This is a genomic window from Paenibacillus sp. N119s (assembly GCF_059447605.1).
On the sequence record NZ_JCAJRU010000104.1, the window covers coordinates 1 to 16,045 of the forward strand.

Genomic DNA, 16,045 nt, shown 5'->3' on the forward strand with positions numbered 1-16,045 from the left:
ACTACTAAGCTACAACAACGGAGAAGAAGCATTCCGTATCCCGGTCAATCCGCCAGAAATGAGCATCAAAGAGGCTGGAGATGGTTCCACATTTAAAATCGTGGATGGGGGCGAGATCAACGCGATTCAGTCACGGAAACTTACGGAGATATCCTTCGATAGCTTTTTCCCTGGACAGGCGTACCCATTCGTCAACACCGATGAATTAAGGCCAATACCTGAATATATTGCTCTAATAGACAAGTGGATGGATGCCAAACGGCCCATCCGCTTTATTTATTCTGCGATCAGTTTTGATCTAGGCGCGCAGAAGAGTCCGCAGGAAATCGCTATTAACATGCCGGTGACCATCGAAGAGTTTGAATGGAAGCCGGTTGCTGGCACATCGGATATTGAATACACAATATCATTCAAAAAGTACGTGTTTTACAATGCGGTGCAGGCCAAGGTTAAGCAAACCACAAACAAGGCAGGCGCAAAAAAGACCACGACCACAAAGGCGAAGGCTAAGCGGCCTAATGAGAAGGTTAAACCCAAGTCGGTCAAGGTCAAGGCAGGCGATACGCTTTGGATTATCGCTAAGAAAAACCTGGGTGACGGGTCCCGTTACAAAGAGATACAAACGCTCAATAAAATCACGAATGCACAGGCCAAACGGCTAAAGGTCGGGCAAGTGCTAAGACTGCCGGGGTGATGGCATGGATATATTCATAGACAATCGCGATGGTAACGTGTGGCAAGTGTCCGGGGAGTCGATGGCCGGGAAAGAAAATGCGGCCGGGCTGGTTTCTGAGCTCACATGGAAGACTGAACGCACCGGGAGCCCAGGTAGTGTGGATATCACGCTAGTCCGTGACGGAATCTACCAAAACAAAAAGTTCAAGGTGCAAAACGGCGATATCGTCCGCATAACAAAAGGCAAGTACAAGATATTTTATGGCTATGTGTTTTCGGTGGAGCAGTCGGAAAAGTCTGATATGAAGATTACAGCTTATGATCAGATCCGTTATTTGAATGCGAACGACACATATGTTTTCAAAAACCTGACTGCTGGGGCGGTTATCAAGCGGATTGCAGAGGATTTTAAGCTGAAAACCGGGATGATAGCCGACACGGGATACAAAATACCAGCTATGGTTGAGGATAACCAAAAGCTATTAGACATCATCTACAAGGCCATAGACCAAACACTAATGTCTACCGGATCAATCTATGTATTTTACGACGATTTCGGCGCTCTGGCCCTCAAACGTGCCGCTGACATGCTTGTATCTGTATCGGTGGGCGATGGCAGTCTAATGACCGGATACGCGCTTAAACGGTCCATAGACAGCGAGACCTACAACTATGTAAAGCTGGTGCAGGACAATAAAGAATCAGGCAAGCGCGATGCCTACGTTTACCAGGATAGCAACAATATCAAAAAGTGGGGTAAGCTCCAGCTGTACGACAAGGTAGACGAAAAAATGAACGCAGCACAGATTAAGCAAAAGGCGCAAAACTTGCTCACCTTACACAATAGGGAAAGCAAAAGCCTGAGTATAGATGCTATGGGGGATTTAAGTATCCGTGCTGGCTGCTATGTTCCTATATTCATCGACGATCTGAAAGTAAGCCAAGTTTACTTGGTAGATTCATGCACACATAAATTTTCGGGTTTAGAACATACCATGTCACTCGAATTGAAGGTGATTTAATTGATTAAACAGTTACGACAAATAGCTTTAAACAGCGTGGAGGCATCCAAGCCGTCCACAGGGATGGTAGGGCAAGTAACTGGCATCGCGCCGCTTGAAATCACAGTGGATCAACGTTTGGTACTGGATGAAGATTTCTTGCTTATCACGGAACGAGTAACCCGTTACGAGGTTAGCCTAACACACAGTCACGTGTATAAAGACGAAACTCCGACAGAAACGGCAACCAAGACCACTCAAACCGCGCTACCGGATGTGCTGGTTATCCGAGAAGGGCTCAAGATCGGTGACGCTGTGCTTTTACAACGCATGCAAGGCGGACAGCAATTTGCCGTTATAGATAAGTTGGTGAAACCATGATTCCAGAGGGCGGCAGCATCGTTGATGAAGAGATTGAGGAAGAAGAAATGCCCACCAAGACATATGCCTTGGACTTCACGAATGGACGCGCACGCGGCATTGTGGACGGTCTGGAGGCTATGCGGCAAGTGGTGTACAAGATACTCCAGACATTACGTTATGAAAATCTCATATATTCCGATGATTACGGAGCTGAGATAGACCGGCTGCAAGGGCAGAGCCGGTTATTTGTGCAGACTGAGCTTAAGCGATTAGTGCGTGAGGCTTTGCTGGCGGATGACCGGATTACAGATGTGAGGGATTTTCAATTTACCTTTACAGGATCGGACGTACTGGCAGAATTCGAAGTCGTGACTATGCAAGGTAATTTCAGGAACGAAACGGGGGTGAACGGCATTGTATGAGGCTCAAACTTTTGAAACCATCTTAGAGCGCATGCTAGCCCGTATACCGGACAGTATGGATAAACGGGAGGGCAGTGTTATATATGATGCGTTGGCCCCAGCTGCTTCGGAATTAGCGCAAATGTATGTGGAATTGGATACGAATATAAGCCTGATATTCCCGAACGCCGAAAACGAGGAATATTTAGACTCGGCCGTGGCATGGTCCGGTATAACTCGTAAAGAAGCGACCAAAGCACATTGGCGAGGAAAGTTTTACGACAGCCAAGGGGTTCTCATGGATGTGCCTATCGGCAGCCGCTACAGCATTGAGGATCTAAACTATGTCGTACTCAGTAAATTGGGTGTCGGCCAGTTTGTAGTGGAATGCGAAACGGCTGGCGTAATAGGCAATCAATTTTCGGGTTCACTGTTGCCGATTGACTTTATTAACGGGTTAGCTAAAGCGGAATTGGTGGATCTTCTTGTTTCCGGCGAGGATACAGAAACGGGCCCAGCTCTATTTGATCGGTACCAAGATAAAGTCACCAAACCGATCACCAGCGCAAACAAGAATCAATATGTCGTGTGGGCACGGGAAGTAAGTGGCGTAGGGGATGCAAAGGTATTCCCGCTCTGGAATGGGAACGCCACAGTTAAGGTTGTTATTCTTAACAATGACAAACGAACACCTTCACCTGCTGTTGTACAGGCTGTGCAGATGCATATAGACCCTACTCAGGATGGACACGGTGAAGGCGCTGCGCCTATTGGTCCGGTTGTCACAGTTGTGGGCGCCGGAGAGGTGCCTATTAACGTCAGCGTGCGGGTACAACTGGCGCGAGATGCCACGACGGATGATGTAAAAGAGCAATTGGAAGCCAGCATTTCAAAGTATCTCGAAGGTTTGGCCTTTAACGATACCGACACACTGGTACGAATTACTCGGATAGCAAACTTTATCTTGGACGTGCCGCCTGTTATCGACTACTTTGATTTAACCATTAACGGAGTGACCAGCAATATTCAGGTTCCACTAGATTCGGTTGCTGTGCTTGGGACGGTGGATGTACATGTCTAAAAAACTAATGTCATACTTGCCGGACTATTATGAGGAAATTCAAGAATTCGTAGAAATAATGCAGTCGGAAGATATTGAGTTTGATAATTTGGATGCTGCAATAGTGGATACATTCCGTCAGTTTCACCCGGAAACGGCTACCTGGGGCATTAAGTATTGGGAGAAGGACCTTAAAATAATCTCCATGCCCTCTAAGCCAATTGAGCAACGCCGTAGTGTGGTTATCTCTAAGATGCGCGGGAGCGGCAAGGTGTCTGCGAGCATGATCAAAAATGTGGCAGATAGCTATGATCGCGGCGAGGTTGATGTTACTGTTTTTCCGTCTGAATACTATTTTGTGATCAGGTTTATCGGGACACTAGGATTGCCGCCAAATCTCCAAGACTTAAAAGATGCTATAGAAGAGATCAAACCGGCACACTTAGAAGTGCGGTATCAGTTCAGGTACCTTGTTATACGTGAGATACACCACGTGATGAGGATCAGTGAAATTAATAACACTCAATTAAACAAATTTGCAGGAGGTGTACCGATTGGCTAGTAATACACCTAAGCTAGGCTTATACATGAAGGACCCGGTAGCAGACGGTAATGATTTTTTCGACGTTGAAACAATGATGAATGACAACTGGGAGAAGATAGACGGTTTTGCTGGTGGTATGGATGAGGTTAAAGAACGCCTTAATACTATAGCCCGTCAGGACGTAACGCTACAGTCAGGCGTACAGATCATCAACGCTGCCAAGTCAGCGCCATTTTCTCTGTCCGGTATATCCGGACGTATGTTGGTGAATCTATTAGGCCGGATGGGAAATTGCGAAAGCGTGGGGCTGTGGTCGTCTAATACGACTATAGCAGTTGATACAGCTAATAAAACCAGCGGGACCAGCTCGTTTAAACTTACGCTCGGCTCTGTGCCAGCCACAGCTTCAGCAAGCTTTTTGACTACGCCGGGGAAAAAGTATATAGCTGTGGGCGATGTTAAAAACGGCAATACCAGCAAGGTAGCGATATCTATCAATGGTATTGCCGGGGCCAGCGGAAACGAAGTAACATCGGCTTCAGCTTTTGCACCATCTGTTGTGCGGTTCGCGGCTACAGACTTTTTCCACATCGTCACGATTACAGGCACGGGCAGCAGCGGAAGTACTTTTAATATGGACAGTGTACGTGTCTATGAGATTAGCGAGGCAGACTATGCAGCAGCGGCGAGCTATACACCAGCTCAAGCGGCTGCTAAGTGGCCTTACGTGGACAGTGTAATGCCTGTACGTAATCCTTATGCAATCCGCTGGACAGATACAAACAAGACTGATATCGCTTCCATGCTGGCATTACAAACTGACCTTTACGCCGATCCGATTACAGGAGCTAACGCCGATACGGTGTTCCAACGTGACGGTCAATACTTCAAAAGCAAGAACTGGCAAGGCCTGACGCTGGATGGTTCGTTACCGTGGGTTTATTACGAAACAGCGACAGGCTATAAGGTTGTACGGCTAACCATCACAAACGGACTTTCCGACAGAGAGCGGGTATCGAAATATGACGGAAAACTCATTCAGCATGCTTTCCCGGTTAGCGCTGCTGACCAATCATACCTGAGTGCTGCCTCTAATGCTCTCGGGCTCTCAATCCCTGTTGCAGACAGCGGATGGGCAGACGGGTACACGCCAACGGTAGACGATATCAAGGCTTATTTTTACGGTTATAAAGCATATGACGCTAATACATTCTTTCCCGCAGACGCTCAAGTAGCTACTACGGCAACTTGGAACGGTACAGGCACCAAGTATTGGGTCCAGCGTGTTGGGGCGGCTAATTACACGCAAACCGTTCCGCAGGCATCCTATGCAGGGTACACGCCGTACCAACTCGTATATCAACTTGCAACGCCTACCGTGGAGCCTATCATAAGCGAGGGGCAGCTCGCCTTTGTTGAGGGAGACAATCAGGTTGAAGTAGGTACAGGGATTGTAGTACGGGAAGCCGCTAAGCCTCAAATTAACGGTCAGTATTATATAAATGGTGGAACTACAATACCTTCCGCGCTTAAAAATAGAGTCAGCGAATTTATACGCATCTACCGAAATGGTAAGCAGGACGTTGCATGGGAAATTGTCGCGCACAGTATACCAGCAAACCAAGTATTGTACGGCCCTAAACAAGCGCGCATAGATGCGTCTTTATATGACCAGTCAGCATCCTACAGCGTCACGTACCTAATGCTGGACAAATCGCCTGTCGCTGCATTTGTTGGTTCCTACGCAGCCAACGAAAAGACGCTGCTTGCGGACTTGGTAGATAGTGTACAGCAAACTAGTACACGTCTGTCTGTGGTAGAGAACAAGAAGGCTGATAAAGACAGTCCTGCTTGGATTACACCTACTACACTCCTCAATGGTTGGGTTAGTATGGGTGTGCTGGGCTACCGTAAAATTGACAATAAAGTACAAGTTAAGGCCCGGATTAAAAGCGGTGTAATAGGACAGCCGTTTATGGTTCTGCCAGAAGGGTATAGACCACTTGTGGGTCAGGTTCGACCCGTACATTCTTATACGACTACAGACGTATTTGCTGCCGTTTTAATCAATGCTGACGGTAAATTTATCGTATCCGGCGGGAGTAACAATGAGGTGAATATCTACTTAGAGTTCACATTGGACTAAGGGAGGGGAATGTATGAAATCAGCGGCTAAAGTAAATAAAGACGGCCTCTATTTAGAGGAAACGCTAGTGGACGATGCCTTTTCAGGTGTCGTCCCTTTTTATGCCCAAACGGATAGCTCTGATCAGGGCGCGGATACTGAGCCAATAACACCCGAGATTGCCGGGTACATTGTCGGCGTACCACTTACAATAACGGGCCTGTACAAGCCTAAATTTAATTTTGACGTATGGCGAGCTTATGAGAGTGCCGTATACGAGGCACAAGAGGCGTATATAGGGGCGTTAAACGACTGGCAGGCTAAGGGCAGGGAGGCAGATGAACAACCTGTATATGTTGCTCCTAAGCAGCCGGATAAGTTATGGACAGAGGGACTTACATCGGAAGAAATCGCAGAGATAACCAAACAGCCAGAACCGCAGCCAAAGCTTCGTGAAGAGCTTACAAATACACAGATTGCAATGGCGGATATGTACGAGCAAATGCTTGCTATGCAGGCGGAACTTAAAGCTCTTAAAGAGGGGAGGTGATTAACGTGGCAGCCATATATGGATCTCTAATCATGAAAGGCATAAAGACGTTTGCTCAGGTGCCAGATATACAAAAGGAACCGGTTAGAGCATATCTAGCAAGTTGGGGATTAGACGTGGATGGCACACCATTAGAAAAACAGGAAGAGTAAGACAGGAAAATTTTCCTGAGCAAAATAGATAGAGACGGGGGAAAGGGTATGCCGGAAGGAGACGTGATGGCAATTGAACAGTTGCACACGAAAACAGAAGAGTTAACAGCTCAGCTACAAGGTTTGAGCGCGGAGTTTGCGAGGCTTTCCGCACAAACATTGTCGGATGAAGCACGTTTTAAACTGATCGAACAAACAGCGGGGCGCCATGATGAAGAGATTCGCCAGCTCAAGGATTCGACTAGAATGATGCAATTGCAATTCGATCAAGTTATGACCAAAATTGATACGCTGGAAATGAAACTGTTTAGCTGGCTCCAACAAACTCAGCAGGACAGCGTTAAAGAGCGAACCACGAATAACAAGCAGTGGTTTCAGTTCCTCACATTTGTGTTGGGTGGGACTATAATTGCTATCGTTACAGCGGTATTTGTAAAAGGGGGATTGTGATAATTGTTTAATCCAAAAAAATATACGATAGAACGGCGCTACATCAACAAGCGCCATAACGTAAGACCGGGTACTCGCCTAACAAGCGGGAATCCGGTCTTTTTAGTTGCACACGACACGGGGAATCCAGGAGCGTCAGCAGATAACCATTATACCTACTTTAACGGGCTGGTAGATCGTTCCGCTTCAGCGCAAACGTTCATAGACGACAAAAAGATTCTTGAGATTATCCCAACAGGTACCGGACCCGATCCAGCAGAAAAGGCATGGCACGTCTTGTACAACGTAACCACGGATAACGAGCGCTTTGGCGACGATGCGAACGATATAGCCCTAGGGGTAGAACTATGCTTCGGTGGCAAGATTGACACGCTGGAGGCTTACAAACGATTTGTATGGTACTTGGCTTACTGCTGCAATAAATGGGGGATTAACCCACGTACTCACATTCCATCGCACAAGCAACTGGACCCAACCCGTAAGAAAGACGTAGACCAAGCGCTTGCGACTATTGGCAAGACGCTAAAGGAATTGGTTTATGACGTGGAAACGGAGCTTAAAGGCGCTTCTGTGGCTCCTGCTGCGCTGGACTTCACGCCATTACCTGTGTATATCGCTCAATCCTTAATTGATAACTATGTATCTCCAGCATGGTTTGCCTCTCAGAAGGCAGCGGACCAGGAAGGTAAGACACATTTTCATAACCTTGCGAACAACCTACGGGCAGCTGCTGGATTAAACGAAAAGAATTTGCCGCTTGCTGGATCTGTGAAGCTGTACAAGTCCAATGCACAAGAGATTATCTTCCGGTGGCTTCAACCGGCTTGGTTCAAAGCAAAGCAGGCGGGCGACAAGGGGCAAATGCAACACTATAACAATCTGGCTAATTACTTGCGGCGTGCTGCAGGTTTGCCAACACAATAAGAGGGGGATTTTATATGCAAACTATTATCGAAACCGTACAACCAGCTATTAGTACCATTGTTACAGCCATTGTAGGCATACTGGTGACCTTTGCTTTGGCAGGGATTAATACACTTAAGAATAAGGCTAATAACTGGTTAGACGCACGTACAACAGCGGCACAGCGAGAGGTAATCCATAAAGTAGCAGGGGAGGCTTTTGCACTTGCTCAGACTACGTTTAAAGATGCTGGCGGGGTCCGAAAGATGCAAGAGGCTTTACAGTATGCATCCTTGAGACTTACAGAACAGGGTATCGTGGTAACATCAACAGAATTGCAGGCTGCTATTGAAAAAGCTTATTTGGAGTTCAATTCTAAACAGAAGCAGCAAAATGGCATCGTTACAGTAGAACCTCAAATCAATATTGAAGAAGCTTCTGAGGCGGCAGCTAAGGAAGCTGTATCGGGGCTTGCTGCAAAGCTTAATGATTTCTTGGCACAGGCTACCGCAGAAGCGGGACCCGTCAATTCTGCTCAGGTGCAGTCTGAACCTGAGACTATTAATAAGCCGACAAAAACAGAATAAAATTAAAGGCCCCGCGCGATTATGTCGGGGCCACGTTTATTTCATTCTCAAGTTATGGCTAATATCACTCCATCCAGTTACTTTTCCGTCAGTAAAATTAACCGTAGACAAATCAAACATCCAAGTCTCATACTTTCCAAACCCCGAAATACCACTTGGAGTTCCCATAACTTCTTTTACTTTATCCATTGAGTCACCTTTACTAAAAGTAACCTTTTTATTATTTTGATTTTCAATGAATTGATCAGCTTGAGAAGGAGTGTTATTAGGAAGGTCTACATTTCGGTTCCGCACAGCTGCAAATTCACTTTCCGACGAATTTTGATTAGCAGATGCGCTTTGAGTTTTGATTTCATCTATTTGTCTCTCTATCGCATCCATTAGATTCTGCGTGATTTCTTCTTTCTGATTGGCAATTTCCATAGATATTTCACCCTTGTATTGTTCCATTTTACCTAGTGCAGAATCAATGTCAGGAGTGTTTTGCCAGCCATCTTGAGTAAGAATCTTAGCTTCTCCAGTAAAACGATTAATCATAACAGGATATTTTTGATCCAATTTATCGTACTTGTACATAGTGGGATAAATAAAAAGTCCAAATAATACAATAGACCCTAAAACAACAGGATAGATGGACACCAGTCTCCAATTTATCCTGATCTTCTTTTGTTCTTTTATGATTTGATTTTCAGGTTCCAATGCATATAATCCCCTTTACATAGGTTATTCTAGTCGTAGTCTATCAGGGTTAGGCATATATATCCAGATAAAAAGTGCTTCAAACAACCTGCAACTACGGGTAAAAGAAAAAAAAGCTCTACACCCAGCGTTTTAATGGTTGTTTTTTTACTTTTAAAAATTATATACATATGTATGAATCTCAGAAATTTAAGCATAAGAAATTAAGATGAATGTATAAAACTAGAAAAAGCACATGTGTTCGGAAGGTAAAGTAGGTATTTTGTCGTATTATATATTTAACATAGTTATGGGCAATATAACCTAGACTCTATTCTTTTTAGGGAAAATATGGTATTGTGTAAGTGTGAATTGGGTAAATAATAATTAGAGAATTTTGAGAGGGATTGGAATGTATGTTGAAAGTCTTGTATTCTTTTGTTTGCGACCAAGTTCTTGCCCGAAAAATCGAAGATAGAAACTACGATTTCTCAGCAATCGGAATTCTGGACAAAAGAACATTTGATAGCTTACCCGTAAAACTAGAAAATGAAATTATCTTTGTTGTAGGTGTGACAGGAGAAGAAAGTGATGATGGGAAAGATGTGTATCTAAACGTTCGTGGTAAGGACATTAAATTCAACTTACCATTATTCAATTATAGTTTTAATGGTTATGACGAAATAACTGTTTCAAGTATAAATTTCAATGAGTTCCCTGTAAATGTTGAGGGAACTGTATACTTTGAGATTTATTATAATAACAAAGTAATTTCTAGTTACCCGGTGAAATTTTTAAGGAAGGAGGAAGGGTAAAATGGCAGTTCTTATAAATAAAACAATGAATATACATAATTTATCAACAAAAATGCAGACTAAATTTGTTCCATCAACTTCTCCTTGTGAAGCTGATAAAGAAGCTGCAGAACAATTGAAAGCTTTACTTAAGTCTACTGATTTTTTAGAGAAAAACAGTTTACAAAGCATTAACTTTGACTTGAAAGTAAAGAAAAGACATATCCAAATCAATTCGGTATATTTAGTTGAGCATTCAGGCGATGTGGTACAAGTTCCTTTCAAACATGCAATAGAAACTCGCGATTCCTCCAAGACCTTGAGAAAGGTAGGTGCATTCGTAATGCCAATGGGTTATCCTAGTTTCATACAAATGTATGCCAATGAGATGAAAGAAATGTTTGAACGGAGTAAACTTAAATATTGGTTTACTGTTGTCGGCACATTTTTTGTATCGCTTTTCGGTGTTCAACTTGCAGCGTTGCTAGCTGGTCTGTTCTTTATAGCTCTTGTGGACTTAATACTTGGTTTGATTCCAGGAAATATAAAGCCGGGGACTGAAAAAGAACATAAATCTCAAGCGAAATTAATGACATTCGCGACCAACTTTTTTATTTTGCTTGGCATGGTTTCTGGTTGCGAATATCTAAAAGTTTTCACTAACGGAAATGGTTTCTTTGGTATTATAGCAGAGAATTTACATTATCCGGTTGCTACATGGATATATAGTAACTACTTCTGGAGAATGGTTAAATATGCGGCAAGGGCAAATAAGGTGAAGATACCAGCCGTTATAAGAAAGCTTTTTGATAAGGACATCAGTGGTTAAAAACACTATGCGATAATTAAAATCCAAAAGCATCGGTGATACCCTGCTGGCATACGCTGGTGGGGTGTTTTTCTGTTATGTAGGGGGAGGAATACATATGTTTAAGTGGATATTTACCGTGTTGATAACAGTCCTATTAGCTGGCTGCAGCGTACAACAGGAAGTTGCAAAGACCACTAAGAGCGACCCTGTAGCCGTTCCGGTAACGCAGGTATCTGCCGATATGGTCAAGCTGGAATTTCCATCAGCCAAGTACCCGGAAACAGCAAAGCACATTAAAGAGGCTATAGCAGCCGGAAAGTCACCAGTATGCACCATAGACCGCGACGGAGCCGATAGCAACCGGGACGCATCTTTACGGGGTGTGCCCACCAAGAAGGGCAAGGATCGAGACGAATGGCCTATGGCTATGTGTTCGGAAGGTGGAGAGGGTGCAGACATTAAGTACATAAGTCCAAAGGATAATCGTGGAGCTGGATCGTGGGTTGGTCATAGGTTGGAAAACTACGCGGACGGCACAAAAGTAAAATTTATTGTTAATTAAATACTTTTTTATGAAATAAGGTTGATTTTTTTAATTAATTTAATGTTCGACAAAATTCCCGTTACTTCTTCCTAATAAATCTATAGAATTTACAATTGTTTCAAATAATTGTATAGGAGGAAACATATTTATGAAAATTATCAAGAAAGTGTTCGTCCCTTTACTAGCAGCAGTATTATTCTGCGCGACTGTTTTGCCTTCGGTGAGTAATGCTGAACAAGCTGCTAAACCAGAGGTAAACCTAGTTCAAACAGAAGTTATTCAGACTGATCGTGGTGAGGCAACTGTAACAACAAACTTTAATGATGACAATCATAGAATAACGACTGTTGTTGAGAATGGAAAAACAACTAAAATTGAGTATTTCACAAAAGATCAAACTTTGTTGATTGACGGTGTAAAGCAGGAGAACTTTAATGTTAAAGAGAGCCGTTCTGATTTTTCGTTAAATGCTGTTCCTTCAGGTGGAACCTTTGTAGGCAAGTTTGATTACTCCTATGATTGGGTAAACGTAGGAATAGCAATAGCAGCAGCGGCAATATCTACGATTACTAAGGTACCTGTATCAACCATTATTGCAGTTATAGGTGCGGGAGCAAGTTTGAATACCGTATCTTATTACACTATTTATCAATATTCGTATCCTAGAAAATGTGAAGCTATTCCTTACGCTAATCATACGGTGTTCTATCAAGATGCTTCACGAAGCAAAGTGATTGGTACGGCTGACTCTGGAAAATTCTTTAGTTCTCAACCATACCCTATTGGATGTACTCCATGAACAAATTTTTAAAACGTTATTTAGGTATTCTGCTTGGATATGCAATAGGTATAGGAATATTTTATGCAATGGGATATAAGTTAAATGCTATGGTGTTTTATATCATTTTGACTGGAATTATAATTGGAGAAGTAATCAATTTTGCACTATCTAAACGAGAAAAATAAACAAAAAGCTCTGCTAACCTTAATGGGTCGGCAGAGCCTTTTGTTTTAAGAAGGATTGTATTTAGTTTTAGCTTCGTCAAATAGTCTGCCAAGATCGCGGAACTCAATTGTCTGTACCTCGCGATTCAGTAACGTTTCAATACCCTTATGGAATACTTCGAATTCGATCAACAGATTATCTTCTTGCAACTGATAGTAGCACATCTGTTTAACATCATCCGCAAGCCACCATTTGTTATCCCCGTATTTATCCATGACCTGCAACATATTATCAATTGCCTTTTTATCACTGGTCATGGCTGTGCAATATTGTTCGTTCGTCACGATACCCCGCCTTATTTAAACAATTTACCAATCGCTTTAAATATATCAAACGTGCTGCGATTGTACACCTTATTGTAAGCCGCCTTGCGTGGGTTTCTGAGCCATCCCCAGCCCCGTGGCATCTTGAGTCCTGCACGGTGTATAATCTGCCGTTTGAAGCTGGTACGAGCTGCTATACGTTTATTTAGGCTGGGTTTACGCGGACCGTGTTTCATTCTTCATCCTCCAATGTAGTGGAGCCTTTGAACATGTTAAGATCCAAATCAAACAGTATGCCTATCCGTACCAACTCAGCAGCAGTAAAACGGTCCTTTTTTAACTTTAAAGAAAAGGTGACCTCTTTAATGCCTACTTGCTCGGCCACCCATTTATTTTTATATCCTCGCTTATCAATTTCGCGTACGATCATTTCCGCGATGGTCATATCTTTATCAGCCTTTCAGTACAATAATTAGAGTGATTACACTGATGATAAACCCGGCAATACTCATGATAAAGCTGGCAGCGTTTAACTTGCTCATATACGGTGTAACCTCCTTCGCTTCGTGGTATACTTAATTAAAGAGAGAACATAAGCCCCGTTACAATCCGCCCCGTTCGGGGCGAACCGTAACCCTCAGCTTACTACCTAAGTAGTAAGACTATGAGGTTGATGATCGCTGTCATAAATGTAATCAGGACCGTCAAGAACTGGATTACATCTTTGACTTCAGGGGGCTTACGTTTTCTCTTTTTCTTTGCCATTCTTTTTCCCTCCCTTCTGATATTAATTATACACCTCTATTATACTATTGTCAAATAAAAATTATATAAAAGTATAATAAAAAAGCTGTATATAGACATAACTTGGTTAAGGTTCAAGGCTTTTAATGTATTGATAAGAACGCTTGTTCGTTATATAATGAGTTCATCCAAACATCAAGGGGTGACATCATGATGAAATTGACATCGAAAGAATTGAGAGCCTTGAGTTATATCGAACAATTTATCGAGGTAAGTAAATATCCGCCAACGGTTCGTGAGTTGCAAGTCGGGTTAGGGCTGGCATCTACATCAACTGCATATGGTTATATGGAACGGCTTCAAAAGAAAGGCTATATTCAACGTGGTGAAAATATGCCGCGTGCACTTAAGGTGTTGCCTTATGCTCGCTGATCGGGAACGGAAATTACTGCGCATCCTTTATAACTATTCTGCTGGGCGGCGGCGTTTGCCAACTATGAAAGAGTTGGAGATAAAGATGGGTAGGAGTGTAACGGATATAAAGGCGGGTCTGCTGGCTTTGGAACAAGACAACTATATTGTATGGGATGACAAAAGTGATACCCGCCATATCATCATTATCGAAGGCTGGGATCGTGATCAGAAGATCATCACGCCTCCTGGCTCTGTTAATAGGTACTATACGGAATATTAAGCCTCGGATTAATCTGAGGTTTATTTTTTTATTTCCTGGAAAATAGATCCCTTGTAAGGAACAGGTGTTCGGAATATAATTTGAACATAACACATCAGGAGGCTACATACATGTCTAAAAAACTCGAAGAGAACGGCTTGTGGGAAAGCAGCCGGATTATCATACCAGAACATAAAGAGGCTTATTTAAAGCTCATGCAGGATCGCCAGCGCCGCGGAAAACCAGAACTCGACGACCAGGAAGTACAATTGATTGAGCAGGCGCTAATAGAGTCCTACAATTCACGCCAGCCTGTCAGCGTGACTGTTTTTAGCCCATTCGACGACACGGTTATGACTGGTGTAGTTACGTCAATTAACACCGCTAGACGCGAAGTAAAACTGTTTCGTGGTGAGGATGATTATAGTTGGATTAAGCTGGAGGATATTATATCGGCAGGCTGAAAATAATCACCTCACACAATACATAAATACTTCCATTTAACATGGTAATTGGATTGCCTCTAACAAGTAACAAATATAGAATTAAAGCATATTTGTTACCAATTATGTGAAGGGGATATGTGTTATGTGGGAACCTATACGGTTCTTGCTTTTTTCGACTGTAGAAACTTTTGCGGCGTTTGTTTTAATGTTAACTATTTTCAGAGTTAGGGCATTAGACTATGTATGGCCTGCGTTGTTTATTGGATTAATAATGAACTTACAAAGTTTCATTTTAAGGGAAGAAACGTCCTTAGCTTTTTTTGCTCCTACCATTAACATTATATTGTTCACTTTGTTGATTACTACTGTTGTTAGGATGCCTATTATTTGGGCAGCTATAATATCCATAACAGGCACGTTCCTGTACACGTTATTCCAAGCAGTAATTATATTGATACTCTTTGGAACCTTGACAACAGAAATGCAGACCTCAGCAGAGGGATCGTTGGCTCAAGCAGTAACCAGTGCATGGGTATTAGCCATTTCGTGGTTTTTGTATAAATTTAAGATAGGCTTTACAGCAGATTATGAAAACCTTCGTTTTAGGTGGGAACACGTGCTTGTTGTTATCTTGATAGTCGGGATACTAGCTTCTTGTACATTTATGTTCTACTACAACAATTTCTTTCTGAGTATTTTATTTATAGCCTTGGCATCTGCCATGTTTTTATATTATGCGCTAAGAACGGAGCGTGAATATTATAAAAAGCCTTGATTCCGTCGCTCTTGATATAGCAACACACATCAAAACGGTTGTACCCGATCATCCGGCATCAGTGAATGTTTTAAAACATGGTATAGCTGTTGTGATCAACACCGTTTCAATTATTTTATTAACTATTGGCATTTCGTTTTACACGGGTAAGGTCTTAGAAGCTGTAGTGGTGATGATTTCTTTTTCTTTACTCCGCCAAGTTGTGGGTGGGATGCATTTAAAGAGTAATCTAACATGCATAATTGTATCAACAGTTTTACTTACCGCTTTATCTTTTGCAAATTTTAACTACAATTGGATCTTAATTACGTCGATATTAAGTATGATACTAGTCTTAATCTATGCCCCATCACGGATAGAGGGAAGAACTCGTATTCCAAAGCAATACTACCCATTGTTAAAATATTTAGGAGTTGCAATTGTTGCTCTCAATGTGTGGGTGGCTTATCCGGTAGTAGCTGCTAGTTTTTTTGTTCAGAGCTTAACACTAATAGAAGGAG

The 16,045-nt window shown here is 42.8% G+C and carries 26 protein-coding genes; 22 read left to right on the top strand and 4 right to left on the bottom strand.

Going from position 1 to position 16,045, the window contains the following annotated elements; translation table 11 throughout:
• The 12 genes from AC5V8P_RS13370 to AC5V8P_RS13425 all read left to right on the top strand — a co-directional run.
• The coding region (locus AC5V8P_RS13370; RefSeq protein ID WP_495473676.1) for a LysM peptidoglycan-binding domain-containing protein at window positions 1-694 on the top strand (694 nt) is incomplete at its 5' end.
• A gap of 4 nt (window positions 695-698) precedes the next feature.
• Window positions 699-1,697, top strand: a complete 999-nt coding sequence (locus tag AC5V8P_RS13375) for an XkdQ/YqbQ family protein (RefSeq protein WP_064795243.1) — start codon at window positions 699-701, stop codon at window positions 1,695-1,697.
• Window positions 1,698-2,057: a DUF2577 domain-containing protein gene (locus tag AC5V8P_RS13380; protein WP_064795242.1), complete on the top strand. Its 360-nt coding sequence runs from the start codon at window positions 1,698-1,700 to the stop codon at window positions 2,055-2,057. It abuts the gene before it with no gap.
• The gene (locus tag AC5V8P_RS13385; protein WP_064795241.1) at window positions 2,054-2,461 is read left to right on the top strand and encodes a DUF2634 domain-containing protein; all 408 of its coding nucleotides are present in this window, start codon (window positions 2,054-2,056) and stop codon (window positions 2,459-2,461) included. Before AC5V8P_RS13380 ends, AC5V8P_RS13385 begins: the two co-directional genes overlap by 4 nt.
• The gene (locus AC5V8P_RS13390) at window positions 2,454-3,521 is read left to right on the top strand and encodes a baseplate J/gp47 family protein (protein WP_064795240.1); all 1,068 of its coding nucleotides are present in this window, start codon (window positions 2,454-2,456) and stop codon (window positions 3,519-3,521) included. Before AC5V8P_RS13385 ends, AC5V8P_RS13390 begins: the two co-directional genes overlap by 8 nt.
• The gene (locus AC5V8P_RS13395; protein WP_231116687.1) at window positions 3,514-4,062 is read left to right on the top strand and encodes a YmfQ family protein; all 549 of its coding nucleotides are present in this window, start codon (window positions 3,514-3,516) and stop codon (window positions 4,060-4,062) included. Before AC5V8P_RS13390 ends, AC5V8P_RS13395 begins: the two co-directional genes overlap by 8 nt.
• Window positions 4,055-6,190: a hypothetical protein gene (locus tag AC5V8P_RS13400; protein WP_155762498.1), complete on the top strand. Its 2,136-nt coding sequence runs from the start codon at window positions 4,055-4,057 to the stop codon at window positions 6,188-6,190. Before AC5V8P_RS13395 ends, AC5V8P_RS13400 begins: the two co-directional genes overlap by 8 nt.
• 13 nt (window positions 6,191-6,203) lie before the next feature.
• Window positions 6,204-6,719: a hypothetical protein gene (locus tag AC5V8P_RS13405; protein ID WP_064795238.1), complete on the top strand. Its 516-nt coding sequence runs from the start codon at window positions 6,204-6,206 to the stop codon at window positions 6,717-6,719.
• A gap of 5 nt (window positions 6,720-6,724) precedes the next feature.
• Window positions 6,725-6,871 carry a CD1375 family protein gene (locus AC5V8P_RS13410; RefSeq protein ID WP_155762497.1) on the top strand — a complete coding sequence of 49 codons (147 nt, stop codon included), beginning with the start codon at window positions 6,725-6,727 and terminating at the stop codon, window positions 6,869-6,871.
• A gap of 48 nt (window positions 6,872-6,919) precedes the next feature.
• Window positions 6,920-7,321, top strand: a complete 402-nt coding sequence (locus tag AC5V8P_RS13415; RefSeq protein ID WP_064795237.1) for a hypothetical protein — start codon at window positions 6,920-6,922, stop codon at window positions 7,319-7,321.
• Between the two features lie 3 nt (window positions 7,322-7,324).
• Window positions 7,325-8,245, top strand: coding sequence for a peptidoglycan recognition protein family protein (locus tag AC5V8P_RS13420; protein WP_064795236.1), 921 nt, complete (start codon window positions 7,325-7,327; stop codon window positions 8,243-8,245).
• A gap of 14 nt (window positions 8,246-8,259) precedes the next feature.
• Window positions 8,260-8,811, top strand: a complete 552-nt coding sequence (locus AC5V8P_RS13425) for a phage holin, LLH family (RefSeq protein WP_064795235.1) — start codon at window positions 8,260-8,262, stop codon at window positions 8,809-8,811.
• A 36-nt stretch (window positions 8,812-8,847) separates the two neighbouring features.
• On the opposite strand, the gene AC5V8P_RS13430 is transcribed toward AC5V8P_RS13425, so the two are convergent.
• The gene (locus AC5V8P_RS13430) at window positions 8,848-9,510 is read right to left on the bottom strand and encodes a hypothetical protein (RefSeq protein WP_064795234.1); all 663 of its coding nucleotides are present in this window, start codon (window positions 9,508-9,510) and stop codon (window positions 8,848-8,850) included.
• A gap of 395 nt (window positions 9,511-9,905) precedes the next feature.
• Here AC5V8P_RS13430 and AC5V8P_RS13435 point away from each other — a divergent pair, with 395 nt between their 5' ends.
• The 5 genes from AC5V8P_RS13435 (at window position 9,906) to AC5V8P_RS13455 (ending at window position 12,604) form a co-directional block, all read left to right on the top strand.
• Window positions 9,906-10,304 (top strand): hypothetical protein, encoded by a 399-nt coding sequence (locus AC5V8P_RS13435; protein WP_064795233.1) that lies wholly within the window; start codon window positions 9,906-9,908, stop codon window positions 10,302-10,304.
• Window position 10,305: 1 nt separating this feature from the next.
• The gene (locus tag AC5V8P_RS13440; RefSeq protein WP_064795232.1) at window positions 10,306-11,112 is read left to right on the top strand and encodes a hypothetical protein; all 807 of its coding nucleotides are present in this window, start codon (window positions 10,306-10,308) and stop codon (window positions 11,110-11,112) included.
• A 97-nt stretch (window positions 11,113-11,209) separates the two neighbouring features.
• Window positions 11,210-11,656, top strand: a complete 447-nt coding sequence (locus tag AC5V8P_RS13445; protein ID WP_064795231.1) for a NucA/NucB deoxyribonuclease domain-containing protein — start codon at window positions 11,210-11,212, stop codon at window positions 11,654-11,656.
• A gap of 130 nt (window positions 11,657-11,786) precedes the next feature.
• Entirely contained in the window at window positions 11,787-12,437 is a 651-nt protein-coding gene (locus AC5V8P_RS13450) for a hypothetical protein (protein ID WP_064795230.1), read from the top strand.
• The gene (locus AC5V8P_RS13455) at window positions 12,434-12,604 is read left to right on the top strand and encodes a hypothetical protein (protein ID WP_196771797.1); all 171 of its coding nucleotides are present in this window, start codon (window positions 12,434-12,436) and stop codon (window positions 12,602-12,604) included. The genes AC5V8P_RS13450 and AC5V8P_RS13455 overlap by 4 nt, the downstream gene beginning before the upstream one ends.
• Window positions 12,605-12,649: 45 nt before the next feature.
• Here AC5V8P_RS13455 and AC5V8P_RS13460 read toward each other — a convergent pair whose 3' ends face one another.
• The 3 genes from AC5V8P_RS13460 to AC5V8P_RS13470 are packed head-to-tail and all read right to left on the bottom strand — an operon-like array spanning window position 12,650 to window position 13,352.
• Window positions 12,650-12,928 (bottom strand): hypothetical protein, encoded by a 279-nt coding sequence (locus AC5V8P_RS13460; protein ID WP_064795229.1) that lies wholly within the window; start codon window positions 12,926-12,928, stop codon window positions 12,650-12,652.
• A gap of 11 nt (window positions 12,929-12,939) precedes the next feature.
• Window positions 12,940-13,143, bottom strand: a complete 204-nt coding sequence (locus AC5V8P_RS13465; RefSeq protein ID WP_064795228.1) for a hypothetical protein — start codon at window positions 13,141-13,143, stop codon at window positions 12,940-12,942.
• Window positions 13,140-13,352 carry a hypothetical protein gene (locus tag AC5V8P_RS13470; protein WP_064795227.1) on the bottom strand — a complete coding sequence of 71 codons (213 nt, stop codon included), beginning with the start codon at window positions 13,350-13,352 and terminating at the stop codon, window positions 13,140-13,142. Before AC5V8P_RS13470 ends, AC5V8P_RS13465 begins: the two co-directional genes overlap by 4 nt.
• Before the next feature lie 509 nt (window positions 13,353-13,861).
• On the opposite strand from AC5V8P_RS13470, the gene AC5V8P_RS13475 reads away from it, so the two are divergent.
• The 5 genes from AC5V8P_RS13475 to AC5V8P_RS13495 all read left to right on the top strand — a co-directional run.
• Complete coding sequence (locus AC5V8P_RS13475; protein WP_064795226.1) at window positions 13,862-14,083, top strand: LexA family protein; 222 nt, start codon at window positions 13,862-13,864, stop codon at window positions 14,081-14,083.
• Entirely contained in the window at window positions 14,073-14,345 is a 273-nt protein-coding gene (locus tag AC5V8P_RS13480; RefSeq protein ID WP_064795225.1) for a hypothetical protein, read from the top strand. The genes AC5V8P_RS13475 and AC5V8P_RS13480 overlap by 11 nt, the downstream gene beginning before the upstream one ends.
• A gap of 110 nt (window positions 14,346-14,455) precedes the next feature.
• Window positions 14,456-14,788 carry a YolD-like family protein gene (locus AC5V8P_RS13485; protein WP_064795224.1) on the top strand — a complete coding sequence of 111 codons (333 nt, stop codon included), beginning with the start codon at window positions 14,456-14,458 and terminating at the stop codon, window positions 14,786-14,788.
• Between the two features lie 124 nt (window positions 14,789-14,912).
• Window positions 14,913-15,545 (top strand): hypothetical protein, encoded by a 633-nt coding sequence (locus AC5V8P_RS13490; protein ID WP_064795223.1) that lies wholly within the window; start codon window positions 14,913-14,915, stop codon window positions 15,543-15,545.
• Window positions 15,523-16,045 (top strand): accessory gene regulator ArgB-like protein (locus AC5V8P_RS13495; RefSeq protein WP_495473677.1); only part of this gene is annotated, 523 nt, incomplete at its 3' end. The genes AC5V8P_RS13490 and AC5V8P_RS13495, both read left to right, overlap by 23 nt.